Source organism: Paenibacillus naphthalenovorans, from assembly GCF_001465255.1.
Classification (GTDB): Bacteria; Bacillota; Bacilli; order Paenibacillales; family NBRC-103111; genus Paenibacillus_G; species Paenibacillus_G naphthalenovorans.
This window is the reverse complement of sequence record NZ_CP013652.1, coordinates 965,764-982,369: the sequence shown is the minus strand read 5'-3', so window position 1 is coordinate 982,369 and position 16,606 is coordinate 965,764. Positions and strand designations below refer to the sequence as shown.

The 16,606-nt window shown below is 51.6% G+C and carries 19 protein-coding genes; 1 reads left to right on the top strand and 18 read right to left on the bottom strand.

Annotated elements, in window-relative coordinates:
• Nucleotides 1–24 precede the first annotated feature (24 nt).
• Nucleotides 25–546 carry a YhcN/YlaJ family sporulation lipoprotein gene (locus IJ22_RS04700; protein ID WP_062407620.1) on the top strand — a complete coding sequence of 174 codons (522 nt, stop codon included), beginning with the start codon at nt 25–27 and terminating at the stop codon, nt 544–546.
• 36 nt (nt 547–582) lie between these two features.
• Here the strand turns inward: IJ22_RS04700 and IJ22_RS04695 are convergent, their stop codons facing one another.
• From IJ22_RS04695 to IJ22_RS04610, 18 genes are all read right to left on the bottom strand, one after another.
• Complete coding sequence (locus IJ22_RS04695) at nt 583–1,035, bottom strand: pyridoxamine 5'-phosphate oxidase family protein (RefSeq protein ID WP_062407619.1); 453 nt, start codon at nt 1,033–1,035, stop codon at nt 583–585.
• A gap of 136 nt (nt 1,036–1,171) precedes the next feature.
• A complete protein-coding gene (locus IJ22_RS04690; protein ID WP_062407617.1) occupies nt 1,172–1,444 on the bottom strand; it encodes a hypothetical protein in 273 nt (90 codons plus the stop codon).
• Nucleotides 1,445–1,451: 7 nt separating this feature from the next.
• Nucleotides 1,452–1,907 carry a hypothetical protein gene (locus IJ22_RS04685; RefSeq protein ID WP_062407615.1) on the bottom strand — a complete coding sequence of 152 codons (456 nt, stop codon included), beginning with the start codon at nt 1,905–1,907 and terminating at the stop codon, nt 1,452–1,454.
• A 39-nt stretch (nt 1,908–1,946) separates the two neighbouring features.
• Nucleotides 1,947–2,219, bottom strand: a complete 273-nt coding sequence (locus tag IJ22_RS04680; RefSeq protein WP_054819407.1) for a YlaH-like family protein — start codon at nt 2,217–2,219, stop codon at nt 1,947–1,949.
• 91 nt (nt 2,220–2,310) lie between these two features.
• Nucleotides 2,311–4,152: a translational GTPase TypA gene (typA, locus tag IJ22_RS04675; protein ID WP_062407613.1), complete on the bottom strand. Its 1,842-nt coding sequence runs from the start codon at nt 4,150–4,152 to the stop codon at nt 2,311–2,313.
• Nucleotides 4,153–4,344: 192 nt separating this feature from the next.
• Entirely contained in the window at nt 4,345–5,070 is a 726-nt protein-coding gene (locus IJ22_RS04670; protein WP_062407611.1) for an amino acid ABC transporter ATP-binding protein, read from the bottom strand.
• Between the two features lie 10 nt (nt 5,071–5,080).
• Nucleotides 5,081–5,728, bottom strand: a complete 648-nt coding sequence (locus tag IJ22_RS04665) for an amino acid ABC transporter permease (RefSeq protein ID WP_062407609.1) — start codon at nt 5,726–5,728, stop codon at nt 5,081–5,083.
• Nucleotides 5,729–5,745: 17 nt separating this feature from the next.
• Entirely contained in the window at nt 5,746–6,396 is a 651-nt protein-coding gene (locus IJ22_RS04660; RefSeq protein WP_062407607.1) for an amino acid ABC transporter permease, read from the bottom strand.
• A gap of 59 nt (nt 6,397–6,455) precedes the next feature.
• Nucleotides 6,456–7,349, bottom strand: coding sequence for a transporter substrate-binding domain-containing protein (locus IJ22_RS04655; RefSeq protein WP_062407605.1), 894 nt, complete (start codon nt 7,347–7,349; stop codon nt 6,456–6,458).
• A 225-nt stretch (nt 7,350–7,574) separates the two neighbouring features.
• Nucleotides 7,575–8,084, bottom strand: coding sequence for an electron transfer flavoprotein subunit alpha/FixB family protein (locus tag IJ22_RS04650; RefSeq protein ID WP_062407603.1), 510 nt, complete (start codon nt 8,082–8,084; stop codon nt 7,575–7,577).
• Nucleotides 8,081–9,295: an NAD(P)/FAD-dependent oxidoreductase gene (locus IJ22_RS04645; protein WP_062407601.1), complete on the bottom strand. Its 1,215-nt coding sequence runs from the start codon at nt 9,293–9,295 to the stop codon at nt 8,081–8,083. Before IJ22_RS04645 ends, IJ22_RS04650 begins: the two co-directional genes overlap by 4 nt.
• 18 nt (nt 9,296–9,313) lie before the next feature.
• Nucleotides 9,314–10,528 carry a threonine synthase gene (locus IJ22_RS04640; protein ID WP_062407599.1) on the bottom strand — a complete coding sequence of 405 codons (1,215 nt, stop codon included), beginning with the start codon at nt 10,526–10,528 and terminating at the stop codon, nt 9,314–9,316.
• A gap of 278 nt (nt 10,529–10,806) precedes the next feature.
• Entirely contained in the window at nt 10,807–11,469 is a 663-nt protein-coding gene (locus IJ22_RS04635) for a TerC family protein (RefSeq protein WP_062407597.1), read from the bottom strand.
• A gap of 21 nt (nt 11,470–11,490) precedes the next feature.
• Nucleotides 11,491–12,705: a tRNA uracil 4-sulfurtransferase ThiI gene (gene thiI, locus IJ22_RS04630; protein ID WP_201023592.1), complete on the bottom strand. Its 1,215-nt coding sequence runs from the start codon at nt 12,703–12,705 to the stop codon at nt 11,491–11,493.
• Between the two features lie 3 nt (nt 12,706–12,708).
• Nucleotides 12,709–13,878, bottom strand: coding sequence for a cysteine desulfurase family protein (locus IJ22_RS04625; protein WP_062410859.1), 1,170 nt, complete (start codon nt 13,876–13,878; stop codon nt 12,709–12,711).
• Nucleotides 13,879–13,973: 95 nt separating this feature from the next.
• Nucleotides 13,974–14,666 carry a lytic transglycosylase domain-containing protein gene (locus tag IJ22_RS04620; RefSeq protein WP_062407593.1) on the bottom strand — a complete coding sequence of 231 codons (693 nt, stop codon included), beginning with the start codon at nt 14,664–14,666 and terminating at the stop codon, nt 13,974–13,976.
• Nucleotides 14,667–14,780: 114 nt separating this feature from the next.
• On the bottom strand, nt 14,781–15,203 hold the full coding sequence (locus tag IJ22_RS04615) for a hypothetical protein (RefSeq protein ID WP_062407591.1): 423 nt from the start codon (nt 15,201–15,203) through the stop codon (nt 14,781–14,783).
• Nucleotides 15,204–15,423: 220 nt separating this feature from the next.
• Nucleotides 15,424–16,563, bottom strand: a complete 1,140-nt coding sequence (locus tag IJ22_RS04610; RefSeq protein ID WP_062407589.1) for a glycoside hydrolase family 15 protein — start codon at nt 16,561–16,563, stop codon at nt 15,424–15,426.
• Nucleotides 16,564–16,606 lie beyond the last annotated feature (43 nt).

Sequence of the window (16,606 nt, the reverse complement as noted above, 5' to 3'; positions counted from 1 at the left end):
ATGAACAGAAAGGAACGAAAACAAGTGAGGAAATTTGTTGCGCTTATTATGCTGTTGTCCGCTGTGCTAACAGGTTGTACCCAATCACCAAAAAATGGAGCAGCCCCTCCTCAAAACGTTGATCCAAACCATCAGGTGCAGGTTAATCAAACGGCTCCTCAAAAGAAAGAGATTACAGATCCCGCGGGCGTTGCCCAAAGGCTGGAGCAAATCGCCGGCAGTGTACCGAATGTGGAGAGCGCCAATTGCGTCGTATTCGGCAATACGGCCGTCGTGGGAATCAACGTACCGCAAGGTATGGATCGAGCCAAAGTCGGTACGGTCAAGCTGTCTGTCGCAGAAGCGTTAAAGCATGATCCTTATGGGGTGGACGCGCTTGTGACGGCCGATATGGATCTGGCCGAACGTTTGCGCCGCGTAAGGGATCATGTCATGAACGGCAGACCGATCAACGGATTTGCGGAAGAAATGGCGGCCATTATCGGAAGAATCGTTCCCCAAGTGCCGCGGGATGTGGTTCCGCCACAAACGAACCCGAACCGTTGATCTGTGTAGAAAAAAAGCCTAGAACGCATAACGATTCTAGGCTTTTTTCATGGCGTCGAACACCTGCGTGTCCAGCTTCTCGGCGGCACGCTTATCGTACGTCTTTTCATATTCAGGCGCAACGGAAATGCTAGCTCCGTAGAACATGGCATCCCGTACAGCAGAAATGTCGATGTCATAACAGGCCAGCTTAAACGGAACCCCGTCTAATGCTTCAGCAACAAGACGTGCAGTACCATAAACAGCATGTACCGAGCCGGCACCGATGAAGGTCAGATTCACTAGCGGTTGTTTCTTCAGGTTGGTTCCGATACGCGAACGCTGGTCCACGGCAAAACGAATGGTCTTCTCATCCTTGGCATAAAGCCAGGAAATAGCATTCATGGCCGGCGCACCGGTTTCATGATCAATCGTGCTTAACAAAGCAAACGATTCCTTCTGCAATGCGTCGAAGAGCTGTTCCGAAAGAGCTGTGATCGTTTCGGCCATGGATTCCCCTCCTACAGTTATTCCTGCTGCTGAGTTCATTATATCATACGTGAATACTGACAGCTACAAACAGTTGTCATGGCCACTCCTTTCCATTGTTAATATTTTATTTTATCTACCTGTTTAACGGATTATGTCATTCATTGTATTTCGGGTTTGAACGAATATCCTCCAGCAGCTGCTCTGCGGACTCACGGTCAAATTGCTGTGTGCGTTGTTCCTCCGCTGTTTTATATTGAACCCGGTATACGTGATCGTCCGCGGTATACCCGAATTGAGTCAGGTGATGGTCTTCCCGCAAGATCACTTCAAAAAACGCTTTCGTCTCCGCGGCTGCACGATCTTCCGGACGAGCTTCAGCGACGATACTGATTTGCAGCCAATTGAACAGCGCATCCTGTAATTTCAAAACGCTTTCAGTCCTCTCTCAGCAAAATGACGAAGCGGCCCTGCTCCAGCCATTGCCGCATTGTCTCCAACCACGGCTCCGCTTCCTTGCCGGCGTCCGTTTGCGACAGCAAGGATAAAGCCTCCTGCGGTGTCATCAAACGATTGAAATACGCTTCGGCACAATGGGACAAAGGATAATCTTCCCCCTGTTCCGGCTCCTGTCCCTTCTGTTCACCGGCTGCAAGACGGATCGGTTGTCCTTGTCCCAAATCAAACGGAAGCGCGTCTGTTCCGCATGCCTCAAGAGCTTCATCGGCGAGCAGCAGCTCCGCCTTAAAGCTTAACAGCAGCCTGGGATGAACCGGGCGAAGCGCTTCGACAAAACGGATACGGGCTTGTTCCGGCTCCAGCAGCAGCCTTTCTTCACCCAGCACAGCGTAACTCCCGTCCCACTGGACCGGCATCAGCCAAAATTTAGCCATAGGATCCACTCCCATCCGAACACCTTGTGCAAGGCGGCTCTATTCCTTTTTCTGGCTCCGCTCCTGAATGAAATAACGGATCTTCACCATGAACATCAAGGCTACGGCAACAGATAGGCTCGGTACGATCGGCAGACCCGCCAACTGAAAGAACAGCAGCATGCCGGAGCCTAATGCGAGCATCAAATAGATGATCGCGTCTTTTAAGATCGGCAGCTTCCGTACCCGAAACACTTTATTGTAAACATAAGTGATAAGAACGAAAATCAGAACCCAAGTGATATAAGGATGAGCACGAAACCAATCCGTCATAAAATACACCTCTCTTCGGGAGCGATTATTCTATCATGATGGAAAAGAAAGCTCTGATCCCTCAGAGCTCTCGTCATGAAGCATATGATCATTACACGCGGGCTTCCGCCATTTTGCGGTGTTTCTCAGCCCGTTCACGCTCATTCTTATTCAAAATCTTCTTCCGCAAGCGGATCGATTTCGGTGTAATTTCACAGTATTCGTCGTCGTTCAAATATTCGAGCGCCTGCTCCAGCGAGTAAATGCGTGGCGTCTTCATTTTGACGGTGTCTTCCTTCGTAGCGGAGCGAACGTTGGTCAGCTGCTTCTCTTTACAAATGTTAACGATGATGTCGTTATCGCGGTTATGTTCGCCAACGATCATTCCTTCGTAAACCTCCGTTCCCGGTTCCAGGAACAGTGTACCCCGGTCTTCAACCGACATCATGCCGTAGAACGTGGAGACGCCGGTTTCACTGGAAATCAGCACGCCTTCATGACGTCCGCCTACGCCGCTGCCTGCATAGGGACCATAGCTGTCGAAGGCGTGGTTCATAATGCCGTACCCGCGGGTTAGCGTCAAGAAATAAGTCCGGTAGCCGATCAGACCGCGTGCGGGAATCAGAAACTCAAGCCGTACATTCCCCGACCCGTTGTTGATCATATTGACCATCTCGGCTTTACGCGTGCCCAGACTTTCCATCACCGGGCCCATGCTCTCTTCCGGAATATCAATGATCAGGCGCTCAATCGGCTCCATCTTTTGTCCATCGATTTCTTTAATAATAACCTCCGGTTTCGATACTTGAAGCTCAAATCCTTCGCGTCGCATATTTTCGATCAAAATCCCCAGGTGCAGCTCGCCGCGTCCGGATACGATGAAAGCGTCAGGGCTGTCCGTCTCTTCCACGCGAAGACTGACATCCGTCTCCAATTCTTTGAACAGGCGCTCGCGCAGCTTTCTGGACGTCACCCATTTGCCTTCCCGTCCGGCGAACGGACTGTTGTTCACCAGGAACGTCATTTGCAGCGTAGGCTCATCAATTTTGAGCACCGGCAAAGCCTCCGGATGGGCCGGATCGGCCAATGTTTCCCCGATGTTGATATCTTTGATGCCGGCAATGGCAATGATATCGCCCGCACCGGCTTCTTCGATCTCCAAACGCTTCAAGCCCTGGAAGCCGAACAGCTTCTCAACGCGCGCTTGCTTGGTTTGTCCTTCACGGTTAATGACAGCAACCGATTGGCCTTGACGGACCTTGCCGCGGTTAACCCGACCGATGGCAATGCGTCCCAAATATTCATTATAATCCATCAGCGTGACGAGGAACTGCAGCGGCTGCTCCACATCTTCCTTCGGATATGGGATATGGTTCACAATGGTATCATACAACGCCTGCATGTTCCCGTCCTGACGGTCGGGCTCCAAACTGGAGGTTCCCATCAACGCCGAAGCATAGACGACCGGGAAGTCCAGCTGATCGTCATCGGCTCCAAGCTCGATAAACAAATCGAGCACCTCGTCCACCACTTCGGCAGGGCGGGCATTCGGACGGTCGATCTTGTTCACGACGACAATCGGGGTCAAATGCTGCTCGAGCGCTTTGCGCAAAACGAATTTCGTTTGCGGCATCGTGCCTTCGAAGGCGTCGACGACAAGCAGAACGCCGTCAACCATTTTCATAATCCGCTCCACCTCACCGCCGAAATCGGCGTGGCCCGGTGTATCGACGATATTAATCAGATAATCCTTATAATGAATAGCCGTATTTTTGGCCAATATGGTGATGCCCCGCTCACGCTCCAAATCATTGGAGTCCATAGCCCGTTCCTGAATGGCTTCGTTCTCACGAAACGTTCCGGATTGTTGAAGCAATTTATCTACGAGCGTCGTTTTGCCATGATCGACGTGAGCAATGATGGCAATATTTCTTATCTTTTCTCTTGAATGCATAAGTCACATAACCCTCTCTTCAGATGTAGCTTGTTTCTGCGGGCATGATAAGCCCCGCTCGGAAGCCCGTTCAAAAAAGAAGCGTCGGACGTAAGCGCCGACGCTACAATTCACACTTCATTATACGGGAAAATACATAAAAACGCAAGAAACTTGCATATGAACCGTATGCCAAAACCGTTGAATCACCGGCTAATGCAGCACCCTGTTCAGAAACTGCTTAACCCGTTCGTCCTTCGGAGCTTCAAAGAAAAGCTCGGGCGGTCCTTCTTCGATAACGGCTCCGCCGCTGAGAAAAACGACCCGATCCGCGGCCGCTTTGGCAAAGCCCATCTCATGTGTGACGATGACCATCGTCATTCCCTCCCGCGCAAGATCAAGCATAACGTCCAGCACCTCCTTGACCAACTCCGGGTCAAGTGCAGAGGTCACTTCGTCGAACAACATCACATCGGGACGCATGGCTAACGACCTTGCAATGGCTATCCGCTGCTGCTGGCCCCCGCTGAGCTGAGCCGGGTAAGCGTTCCGCTTATCGGACAACCCGACGCGCTCCAGCAGCGAAAGGGCGATTTCAACCGCTTCTTTTTTCGTTTTTTTCTGCACCCTGACCGGTGAAAGGATTAAATTATCAAGCACCGTTAAATGAGGGTACAAGTTGTAACTTTGAAAAACCATCCCTACCTTTTGCCGAATCCGCTGCCAGTTGACACGCTTCCCGGTGATGTCGATGCCGTCGATCCATATTTTCCCTTCGCTTACGCTCTCAAGCCCGTTGATGCAGCGCAGCAGCGTGCTTTTCCCGCAGCCGCTCGGACCAATCAGCACAATAACTTCTCCTTTGGCGATCGTCAAATCGATACCGTTAAGAACCTGATTGTTATCGAATGTCTTATGTATATTTTCAAGTTTAATCATGTCGAAGCGGTCACCTGCTCAATTTTTTTTCCAGATAGAAAGAGGCGATAGAAAACGGGTAACAAAGGATGAAAAATACAGCGATGATAAACAGATAAATTTCCAGGGAAGCCATCGTACGCTCGATCACAATTTGTCCTGCGGTGATTAAGTCCCTGACGCCGATCAATGCGGCCAAAGTAGTGGACTTGGCAAGCCGGTTGTATATGCCGATCAGAGGCGGCAGCATTCTGCGGAATGCTTGCGGCAGCAAGATCCAGACAAGAATCTGAAAGTAGGTTAACGCATGCGCCTTTCCCGCCTCCGTCTGTCCTTTCGGAATCGATTGCAGCGCGCCTCTGACCACCTCCGCAATCTCAGACATGCACCACAGCGTCAAGCCGGATACGGCGGCAATTTTACTTGGGATATCGATATGAAGAACATAAGGCGCAGCGAAAAAAACGAAAAATAAAGTGATCGGGACAGGCAGTCCGCGAAATACTTCAATTATACCGAAAACCGGAAGCCGTACCGCCGCTATCTTCGAATTACTCAGCACGCCCAAAGGTATGCCAAGCGCCGTCCCCAGCACCAATGTATAAACGAATATTTCAACGGTGACCCATACTCCTTTGGAAAGCAACGGCCAATTATCGATAATCACATGCCAATCCAATTCACGGTGCCTCCCGTTTATAACTCATACTTCAATTTATTCTCAAGCCGTCTCAGCGCAAAAGACAGTGACCATACAATCAGCAAATAAAGGACCGCTACCGCGGTAAACATTTCAAAAGGATGAAAATAAATGGCGATTATGTCTTGGGCTACAAAGGTCGCCTCCGAAATTCCTATGGCGGCCAGCAAAGAGGTCGACCTTACCAGGTATAAAAAATAACCGTTCAGCGCGGGCAGGCATATCCTGAGCGCCTGTGGAAAAATGACATGCCTCATGCGCTGGAATCTGGTTAAAGCAAGCGAGGTCGCGGCCTCGAACTGCGTTTTGGGCACAGCCTCAAGCCCGGAACGATACACTTCGATGAAATAGCCTCCGCCGAAAAACGTCATGGCAATGATTCCGCACGTATAAGCGCTGAACTTGTAACCAAGCGACGGAAGCACAAAAAAAACAAAATAAATTTGGACGAGCTCCGGAACGTTCCTTGCTATTTCCACATAAGCGGCGGTCACCCAACGAAGCAGCTTGATGCGCGATGTACGGGCCAACGCCCCCAGCACCCCGACAACATTGACAAGAACGAGCTGAATCAAAGAGACAGACACCGTGGTTTGCAGCCCACGAAGCAGGCTCGGGAGATGTTCCCAGACGAATTTAAAGTCCATTTTACCTGATCCCCCATGACATCATTGCAGCATACGCTTAAGAGCGGTATCCGATGCTTTTATTTTTTCGGCCTTCTCAGGAAGTCGCTCGGGTTAAACTCCTTGGGCATCTTGGGAGCGATCCACTGCTCACTTAGTTCGTAGAAGTAGTCTTGATCCTCCCACTTTTTCAAATTGGCATTGATCCAATCCACCAGTTCGCTCTCGCCCTTCCTGACCGCGATTGCCCATGGCAGCTCGGCGAACGGCTTGCCGACCACCTTGAATTCCGGGTTGCTGCCGGCAAGCGGATACAGGAGCGTATTATCCTGCGCAAAAGCGTCCGCTCTTCCATCCTTGAGCGCCTGCACCGATTCCGACGTTTTTTGCAGCTTGACCAATTCCGCATCCGGCACTTGCTTGGCAATGCCGAGATCCCCGGTGCTTCCCGGAACAACGATCACTTTTTTTCCTTTCAGGTCGGCGACATCCTGAATGGTACTGTCCGCTTTAACAAGGAGCTGCACGCCGCTTTTAAAATACGGCTCGGAGAAATCCACTTCCTTGGCCCGTTCTTCGGTAATGCTCATCGTGGCAAGGATCAAATCGATTTTGCCGCTTTGCAGATAAGAAATTCGGTTCGTGCCGGTAACGGAAACAAATTCGATCTTGTTGGCATCCCCCAACAAATCTTGAGCCAGTGCTTTGGCCATTTCGATCTCGAATCCCACATTATTGCCTTTTTCATCAATATAACCGAACGGATTATAGTCCGTTTTTACCCCTACAACAAGCTTCCCTTTGTTCTTTATGCGCTGCAGAGGACCATCGCCCTTCGCCTCTTTCAAAGCGTCCTGATCATTGCCGGGCGCTGAAGCTGTTTGTGGGCCATCGGTTTTGGCGCAGCCCGCCGCAAGTACAAACAAGAGAATGACCGACAGCCATACCGCATACATGCTTTTTGATTTAACCATACTTCCAGCCTCCTGATTATCCGATCTATTATTGCTGCCAGCCTGCATTTCCGGATTCTTGTTTTCGCTGCCGGAAAAGAAAAAAGAGACAGCATGATCCGTTAGATGAAACTCGATCTAACGGATCACAATGTCTCCGGCTTTCCGGTCAACATAACCCAATATTCCTATGTATATAGTTGCTTTAGTAGCATACTATTCCTCTTTTTGATCTGTCAACTACTTTTATGCCTGTTGATTCAGCAGATGGATGATCAAGGGTATGATTTTTTCCACATCCCCCAATATACCGTAATCCGCAAGCTGAAAAATGGGGGCATCCGGATCGCTGTTGACCGCAACAAGCAGTTCCGCCTGTACTCCGGCTAGGTGTTGAACCGCACCGGAAACACCGCAAGCGACATATACCTTGGGAAATACTTTTCTGCCTGTCTGTCCGATTTTGTACTCGTACTCGATCCAGCCTGCTTCCACGGCCGCCCGAGTGGCTCCCGCCATTCCGCCAAGCGCTTCCGCCAGCTCAAGCACATGCCGAAAGTTCCCCGACGAACCTATCCCTCTTCCGCCTGTGACAATGATGTCCGAGCGGTCGGCGCTCCCCCGGCCCGCATGCCGCAGGCGTGGGATCAGGCCGGATTCCCGAAGTCCGCGCTCGAGGCCGCCGTTCTCCTCATCAATGAACCGCGCGCGCGTGTCTCCAACCTTGTCCCCCTGAAACAAATCAGAACCTATCATTGCTCCACCTCCGAAGCATGAGGCTGATCATGCTTTAAGCGGCTCAACGCGCTTGTCGTCACCGAGTCGATAAGATCGTTCTCCTCGAACCGGCTGAGCCGGAACATGCGTGCTCGCGGATCGGGGACGGAATGGGCTACCAGGGAGGTTACAATCTGGCCTATGGCAGGAGCCAATTTAAATCCGTGACCGCTTAATCCGCATGCCGAGTAAAAGCCTTTCACCTGATCGCTTTTATCCAGAATCGGAAAACCGTCGGGGGTTACGGCATATATCCCCGACCAGCTGCCCACAACCTCGCCGTTCTGCAATAGGGATAAGGAGTCGGAGCATCTCGACCACAGTTCCGCCGCTTTGCCGCCGTCATCGCCGTCGCGGAACAGCTCCGGGTCCACCTTCTCCCGCACATCGTCCGGATGGTTCGACCCCAGAATCGCAAGGCGCTTTCCATCGGGACGAATATAAACGGAACGGACAGGGTCGGAGAAAATGGGGAAAGGCTTGTCCATTGGCGAAGGCAAAGCAATCCCCACTTTATAATGCCGGCTGGTTTCAATGGGCAGATGCATTCCGGCCAAATGGCCGATGGCAGCCGCCCATGGCCCTCCGCAGTTGATAATGGTTCTGGTTTCGATCGTATCACGGTCGGTACGGACCCCGCTGACTCCATCCGCATCCCTTGCAATAGCCAGAACCCTCGCTCCCTGCATGATCGCGGCTCCATGCTCCTTTGCATAACGGATAAAGCCGAGACAAGAAGCATGGGCATCGGCATAACCCGCATCCTCCTCATAGAGCCCCAAGGTAATGTCCGTCCTCAGCAAAGAAGGAAGGTATTCCATGATTTCCTCTTTTGCCAGCATTCTGCTGCGGATGCCAAGCTCCTGCTGGAGCCGGAATCCCAGTCCCAATGTTTCCGCGTTTGCCTCATTGCCTGCCAATAGAAAGCCCGTCTTCGTATAATCGCTGGGCGAACCGGTGATCTCCTCGAACCGGGAGTAATAATTCAGGCCGATCCGGGCCATATCAACCAGCACCTTGTTCGTATAAAACTGTCTTAACACGCCGCTGGATCTGCCCGTGGAGCCGGCGCCGAGATGAGTTCGTTCGACAATAACGATACGCCTGAAGCCTTCCAGAACAAGGTGAAACGCTATGCTTGCGCCGACGATTCCCCCGCCGATAATGACGACATCAGCTCTGATGCTCATGCTTGACCACTTTCCTTCTTATTCGAGGTTTATGCGCTCTCCCGGCTGCAGGATGGGAACATCGATCCGCACGGTTTCCGGATATTTAATGCCACTGCCCGTATTTAAGGCTATAACGGTATCCTCTTCCCTGATCCAACCGTTCTCCCTTAATCTTCTTGCCGCTGCAAAGGCGGCCGCTCCTTCGGGACAGACGAATGCGCCTTCATAGCGCGCAATTCTGCCCTGCTCTTCTAACAAGTCCGCATCTTCCACCGCTATCGCGCATCCTTCGCTTTCATAAATCGCTTCCAGCACCAAAAAGTCTCCGAGCGCCTTGGGGACATTGATTCCAAAAGCAGCCGTTGCGGAATCGGGCCAAAATTCGGATTCACGCTTTCTTTCATTCCATGCCTTGACAATCGGCGCGCAGCCCGCTGCCTGTACGGCGACCAGCCTGGGCAATCGTTCCTCGATCCAGCCGATTTGCGCAAGCTCCCGAAAAGCTTTGAAGATGCCGATGAGTCCGACGCCTCCGCCCGTCGGATAAAGGATGACGTCAGGCACCTTCCAGCCGAGCTGCTCTGCGATTTCCAATCCCATCGTTTTCTTGCCTTCGATGCGGTAAGGCTCCTTTAATGTAGAGGCATCGTAAAAGCCGTACTCCTTAACGGCTTGGCCAATGATTTTACCGGCATCGCTGATCAGACCGTTCACCAGACAAAGATGAGCACCCGAAATCGCACATTCATTGCGGGTGATCTCAGGAGCGCCGACAGGCATCACAATCGAAGCTTTTATACCCGCTCTGGCCGCGTAAAGCGCCCAAGCGGCTCCGGCGTTGCCGTTGGTCGGCATGGCCAGCTCCTTTATTCCGAGCTCTTTCGCCTTGGACACGCCCACAGCAGCCCCCCGGGCCTTAAAGGAGCCTGTCGGAATAATCCCCTCGTCTTTCATAAGCAAATTCGGAATGCCCATCTCCGAACCTATCCTCGGCATCGAAAGAAGCGGCGTCATCCCTTCTCCCAAAGTGACGACATGGCTTTTCTCCCTAACCGGCAGAAGCTCATGATATCGCCACAAATCAGGGATTCTTCCTTGCAGGTGCCCGGGTGTCACTTCTTTTTTCAATGCATGCAAATCGTAATCCGCAAGCAAAGGGGACCCGCACACACACAACTGCCTGATCTGGTCAGCATTATATTGTTCCTTGCATTTCGGGCAGTGCAGTCCGATCAAATAACTGAATGTCATACCCGTACACTCCCTTAGGCCGCATTTTCATGGGAATACTGAAAAAGTAAACAAAAAAACTCTAATTATCCCGTCCGCGTACGAGCTAATTAGAGCCTTCGGTTAACCGATTGGCTGTATTCAAATGAAATCCAGAGCATCATTTCAATATCATATCATGTGAATGCTGTGCTTTACAATTATTAACAACTTAACATTCAAGCATTTTGTTGTCAAGAACAAATTTTCCTACCTGGATGGACGCTTGAAACGGCTTAGCTAAATGTCAATCTCGCCGATTAAGATGATCTCGGAGATATAACGAACCTTTTCAAAAGTCCGGATCCAATGACGATCAGCGTTGTAATGACAGGGAGAACATAATGGGGGATACTGCCTAACAGCCAGTCGGATACCTTATGGTCCGCCATAAACATTTCGCCTGCCGTATAACCAAGGATTCCGGCTCCGGCAAAAACGAGCACAGGATATCTTTTCAGCAGCTTGACCACAAGCGTACTGCCCCAGATAATCACGGGAACACTCATGGCGATTCCCAGAATAACAATGCCGATTTCGCCTTTCGCCTTGGCTGCGATGGCCAGGACGTTATCAAGACTCATAACGAAATCGGCTAAAATGATCGTCCAGATCGCTTTGCCGAGCGTAGAAGCCTCTTTTACGTTAGAGTGTTCCTCCTCATCCATCATCAGCTTGACGGCAATCCACAGCAGCAGCAGCGAGCCTGCGGTTTGGATGTATGGAATCTGAAGAACGTACACCGCCGCAAGGGTCAGAATGATCCGTATCCCTATCGCTCCGAAAGTCCCCCACCATATGGCTTTTTTGCGTTCTTCCAGCGGAAGCTTCTGGCTGGCCAGCGCAATGACTACTGCGTTATCCCCGCTGAGCACGATGTTAATCAGCATAATTTGCAAAAACAGCAATATCCATTCCATCATGACACTATGCCTCCCGTTTTTTCAAAAAAACGAAGCAAACTTGTCTCTTTGATTAACAACGTCCTCTTCATCTACCAACAGGGATCGGGTATTTCGAACGGCTTCTTCCAGCTCGTCCTCAAGCCAGGTCATCTTGCTTTCAATGCTTTCTACCACCCTGAGATTCGGGTTCGTGCTGGGGCTTGGAGGCAAAAACAGCGTACAGCAATCCTCATGCGGGAGAATGGAGATCGGGAACGTACCGATTCCTTCAGCCACCCGAATGATCTCCCGCTTCTCCATGCATACCAAGGGCCGGATCAGCGGCAGGCTTACCGCCCGTCCGATGGTATTCATACTGGACAGCGTTTGACTGGCGACCTGCCCGAGGCTTTCCCCCGTTACAATCGCTCCGGCTCCTCTTTCCTCCGCCAGCTTCTCTGTAATCCGCAGCATGGCGCGCCGCAGTAAAGCAATCAGCAAATTTTGATTGTAGGCCGCATGGATTTTCGTCTGCACCGATGTGAACGAAACCATGTGGAGCTTGACGGGTCCGGCAAATGCAGCCAGCTTCCTTGCCAATTCGATCACTTTTTGCTGAGACTTTTCATTGGTGTAAGGATAGCTGTGAAAATGTACCGCTTCCACTTGAAGTCCTTGTCTTAAAGCAAGATAGCCGGCGACCGGGCTATCGATCCCCCCGGACAGCATCAGCATGGCCTTTCCGTTGGACCCGACAGGAAAGCCTCCGGCGCCCTCGTCTACACGGCAGTAAAGCAGCGCCTCCCGTTCGCGGATCTCTACTCTCAGCTCCGCCTCCGGCCGGTGCACGTCCACTTTTAAGTCGGGGAACGCTCGTAGAACGCAGCCCCCTACCAAACGGTTCATTTCTTGTGAATCATGAGGGAAGCTCTTGTTTACTCTCCTTACACTTACTTTATATGTTCGGGGCAGCGGTTTTAATGACTGTATTACACCCAAAGCCGTTTCTTGTATGCGTTCCAATTCAAGGGGAGAGGAATAAACCGGGCTGAATGAAGTAAGGCCCAATACTTTGCGTAAATAAGGCATCAATTCCTCATAGTCCGTACCGTTCAACTGAAGGATGATTCTCCCGAATTCCTTCCGGTAAGAGACCGCCTCGAAGGAACGAAGCGTTCGTTTCACTTGTTCGAATATTGTATTTTCAAACCGGTGCCGGTTGCGCCCCTTTAACGTCAGTTCCCCAAGCCGGAGAATCGCTTGCTGTGGTTTCATCAATTATTTTCTCCGTCCTTTCTGTGAAGACACGGCCGGTTTCAGTTCGGCAACCACTTCCTGAAGCGCGGAGCAAAAACGACGCACGTCCTCCTGTGTTTGCTGAAGCGAGTAGCTGAGCCGTATACCGCTTACCGCCGCGGCATCGCTTGCTCCCATAGCCGTCAGCACCCGGCTCGGCTTCTCCGCTGCGGAAGAGCATGCCGAACGGGCCGAGACACAAATGCCTCTTTGTTCTAAAGCATGCACGAGTACTTCCGACTTCATGCCGGGAAACGAAAAATGAACGATGTGCGGAGCCATATCCTCCGGGTTCCGGGAACCGCTCAGCACAAGCTCCGGCAAACGATCAATGCCTTGAACGAGCATTTCCCGCAGGCCGGCCGTATGTTTTGCGAAAGCTTGCTGCTCCTCCACGGCCATACGTACGGCTTTGGCCATGCCTACGATCGCAGGGACATTCTCCGTTCCCGAGCGCAACCCCTTCTCCTGGCCGCCTCCAAGCAGCAGCGGCTCCAGTTCCACTCCCCGACGGCAGTACAAAAAGCCGATCCCTTTCGGTCCGCGGAGCTTGTGTGCCGAACATGTCAGCAAATCGGCTCCGAGCTGCTTGGGAATAACCGGAAGCTTGCCGACGGATTGCACCGCATCGACGTGAAACAGTGTTTTGGGACGATGTTGAAGCATCCGGCCGATTTGCTCAATGGGCTGAATCCGTCCCATTTCATTATTGACATGCATTACACTCACAAGAATCGTATCATCCGTGAGTGCTTGTTCCAGCTCTTCCATGCGAATTTGCCCTGTATCGTCTACCGGCAGGTAGGTGACGCGATACCCATCCTTCTCCAGCTTCCGAAAGGTTTCATAAACCGATGGATGCTCAACCATGGTAGTAATCAAATGATTTCCCCTGTGCCGGTATCTTTCTGCCGCGCCGCGAATGGCCAAATTGTTGCTCTCCGTCCCCCCCGATGTGAAAAGAATTTCACCGGGATCGCACTGCAGCTTAGCGGCAATGGTTTGGCGGGCCCGGGCCACAAGCTGCTCTGCATCGGTTCCCATCGCATACAGCGAGGACGGATTGCCATAGAACGATCTCATCACTTCCGTCATCGTGTCAATTACTTCTTCGTACATCGGCGTTGTCGCCGCGTAATCCATGTAAAGCAAAAAAAGCTCCTCCTTCAGTTCTAAGAAAAGACCAATTTCCGCTCCCCTTTCGGCATAACGATGCGAAAGAAAAACTGAAATTGGTCTTATAGCCGTCACACTATAGCCTCATATTTCTGCTTTAAATCCATCACTTTGCGTACGTATTGCTGCGTTTCGGCCGGCAGCAAATGAAGCTTGGCCGCCAGGTCATCATCATCCTTGATGTCAAGCCGGTTCACCCGCCCCGGACCTGCGTTATAAGCCGCTAGCGCAGTACCGGCATTCCCGTTGTATTTTACTAGAAGGGTGGATAAATAACGTGTGCCGCCTTCTATATTTTGTACCGGATCGAACGGATTCGTTACACCCAGACTTTGCCCCGTTGCATCAATCAGCTGCATTAATCCTTTGGCTCCCGCCCGGGATACCGCATCAGGGTTAAAAGACGATTCCGCATCGATGACGGCCTTGATCAGGCTCGATTCCACACCGTAACGCCGGCTTGCTTCCTGAATATACGGTTCAAATTCGGTTGGCCTGCTGGCAGAAAGGCGATGTTGAAGCCACGGGTTCCCGGATATAAAGCCCGGCATCGACATCAACGCCGGCTTCAACGAAGCCGCAGGCGGTATATCCTGCTGTTCTTTCATCGCAAGAAGTCCGTTCAACAGCTCGGAGAAATCGTCGCTTTCCTCTGCGGCAGAAGAACCGCTTGCAGGGGACAGCAGATTGGATTTGCTCAGCATGTGAAGCCGCAGCAATTCTTTTAACGTTCTGGGATCAATCGATCCGGGATTCAAACTCATATGGGCTTAAACTCCTTGATTTTACAATCTCACCATCTCAATAAGGCTATTGTACACCTTTTTAAGCTTGTCATCCAGTCATATTTTCAGTCATGTTGTCGAAATTTCAACGGCTTAAGTTAACAAAGGCATCAAAACGAAATAACCAGCCAAAGCAATCAATCCGATCGCAACCGACCATGCCCCCAAAGTTCTTTGCCCGAGCATGAATGCGAAAAAACCAATCAGCGCCGCCGTCGAGCCCAGCAGCACCGGGAGCACCATAAGCGACAGCACCGCCAAAATCAGTGCAGTGTAGCCCAACCAGCGATATGAAGCGGACGCCGCCGGATCAGGCTGTTCCACTCTGGATGCGGCAGCTGTCCTGGTCCGTTCCCGACGAAACTGCAGAAGATGAAGAGGCGAGGATTCTGCAGCAAATTCTTCATTCCCCTTCATACCGGACTCTCTGTTCAGCTGCTGCTGCTTTAATCGCTGAAGCGGTATGTCCTGATGGAAGGCTGATCCTGAACGTTTACCTCCGGGCTTGTGTTTCACGCATGATCGCTCCCTTCATATAAAAAGATCATTTCGATTTTTTCGGCTCGAAGGCACGGCAACGGGTATGGCGATACGTTTGTCTGCATCCCGGCGGTTCTCGGAATCCGCGGCAATTCCTTACCCTTATCCATTGCCACGGTTTATCCGCCTCGATTATGACTTAGCTTGCCTCTTTTGATCGGAGATATTCCTGCTGCAGCAACCAGCGATCACCGGCTTATCCAATGGTTGTGGTGTTAAGATACAATATCAGAAACATCGCATGCGACCATAACAGCGGCACGGCCGGCGGTCCCCAGCGCGCAACCCACTCGTCATATTTATGCCTGTCCTCCAGCGTATCCGGCACCTGCTCAGGAAGCCTGCCCTGCTCATCCGCCTTGGAGGCAATCCAGTGAAGCGCCTGTTCCGCTTCACGGCGATCGCCCATGGACAATTTTACCCATCCGTACCATGCCGTAAGCAGCAGCCATTCACCTCCGCCGTAATACTCATCGGCCTTATACCGCCGAATCCCGCTCTGATCTGTTCGCAGATCCGCTTCAATTTTCGCCAGCGTATGCTTCATCACCGGATGTTCCGGCTCAAACAAACCAAAGGGCCGGCAGAGCCACATTAAGCTGGCATCCACTCCGTCATTTCCAATCGTGGTTGCGGAGGATTCAAGAGTTGGGGTAACGAATTTTACAAAATGGCCTTGCTCCGGATGCACCGCATGGTCGAGTAAAAATGTCTCAATCTGACCGCAAACATCCTCAAGGTCGCGCTTGCCCTCCAGTTCAGCGACGCCTTTCAGCCCGCCATAAATACAGGCCAGCGTTGAAGGATGAATGTGGTCCGCATTCTCCTCCCAACAGTCGAAATTCGGAAGCCTCCAAAAGGCTTTTAAATAAGCCGCCGTCACATCGACACTGGAGCGGAAACGGTCCGGAAGCCGCTTATGGCCATTAGCCTTCAAATGCTCCGTCAGCCCCCATAACCAGGTTCCGTAACCATCCAGCTGAAAATGCCCCCATTCGGACGTGACGTCATCCCTGCCATCCAAATGATATCTTGTATGTAAAAATTCGTTAAGTCCGATCGGCTCGCCGCGGTTGTGCTTCTCCAGCAAATACTGAATATGTCCCTGCTTTCGTTCGACGATGCGGCTGACCCATTCGTAAAATTGCCCCGCGCTTGCATGCTCCCCTGCACAATCCATCGCATAGGCGATGAATGTTCCGTCACGAAGCCAGCTGTAATTGTAATGGGCGAACAACGGGCAGGCGGCGTACCCTCCGCTCGGGTGCTGGTTCAACCGAATCAACCGGATACTCTCTTCGGCAAGCTGCTTCAATGGAATGATCCGAGACACCATTCAGTCCTCCTTAAACAAAAAGAGATGCCTTTGGGAAAGCATC

Excerpts from the sequence above, each read along its gene's own strand:
- IJ22_RS04695 (WP_062407619.1), bottom strand. The coding sequence starts at position 1,035 with ATGGCCGAAACGATCACAGCTCTTTCGGAACAGCTCTTCGACGCATTG.
- IJ22_RS04685 (WP_062407615.1), bottom strand. The coding sequence starts at position 1,907 with ATGGCTAAATTTTGGCTGATGCCGGTCCAGTGGGACGGGAGTTACGCT.
- IJ22_RS04680 (WP_054819407.1), bottom strand. The coding sequence starts at position 2,219 with ATGACGGATTGGTTTCGTGCTCATCCTTATATCACTTGGGTTCTGATT.
- typA (WP_062407613.1), bottom strand. The coding sequence starts at position 4,152 with ATGCATTCAAGAGAAAAGATAAGAAATATTGCCATCATTGCTCACGTC.
- IJ22_RS04670 (WP_062407611.1), bottom strand. The coding sequence starts at position 5,070 with ATGATTAAACTTGAAAATATACATAAGACATTCGATAACAATCAGGTT.
- IJ22_RS04660 (WP_062407607.1), bottom strand. The coding sequence starts at position 6,396 with ATGGACTTTAAATTCGTCTGGGAACATCTCCCGAGCCTGCTTCGTGGG.
- IJ22_RS04655 (WP_062407605.1), bottom strand. The coding sequence starts at position 7,349 with ATGGTTAAATCAAAAAGCATGTATGCGGTATGGCTGTCGGTCATTCTC.
- IJ22_RS04650 (WP_062407603.1), bottom strand. The coding sequence starts at position 8,084 with ATGATAGGTTCTGATTTGTTTCAGGGGGACAAGGTTGGAGACACGCGC.
- IJ22_RS04645 (WP_062407601.1), bottom strand. The coding sequence starts at position 9,295 with ATGAGCATCAGAGCTGATGTCGTCATTATCGGCGGGGGAATCGTCGGC.
- IJ22_RS04640 (WP_062407599.1), bottom strand. The coding sequence starts at position 10,528 with ATGACATTCAGTTATTTGATCGGACTGCACTGCCCGAAATGCAAGGAA.
- IJ22_RS04635 (WP_062407597.1), bottom strand. The coding sequence starts at position 11,469 with ATGATGGAATGGATATTGCTGTTTTTGCAAATTATGCTGATTAACATC.
- thiI (WP_201023592.1), bottom strand. The coding sequence starts at position 12,705 with ATGAAACCACAGCAAGCGATTCTCCGGCTTGGGGAACTGACGTTAAAG.
- IJ22_RS04620 (WP_062407593.1), bottom strand. The coding sequence starts at position 14,666 with ATGAGTTTGAATCCCGGATCGATTGATCCCAGAACGTTAAAAGAATTG.
- IJ22_RS04610 (WP_062407589.1), bottom strand. The coding sequence starts at position 16,563 with ATGGTGTCTCGGATCATTCCATTGAAGCAGCTTGCCGAAGAGAGTATC.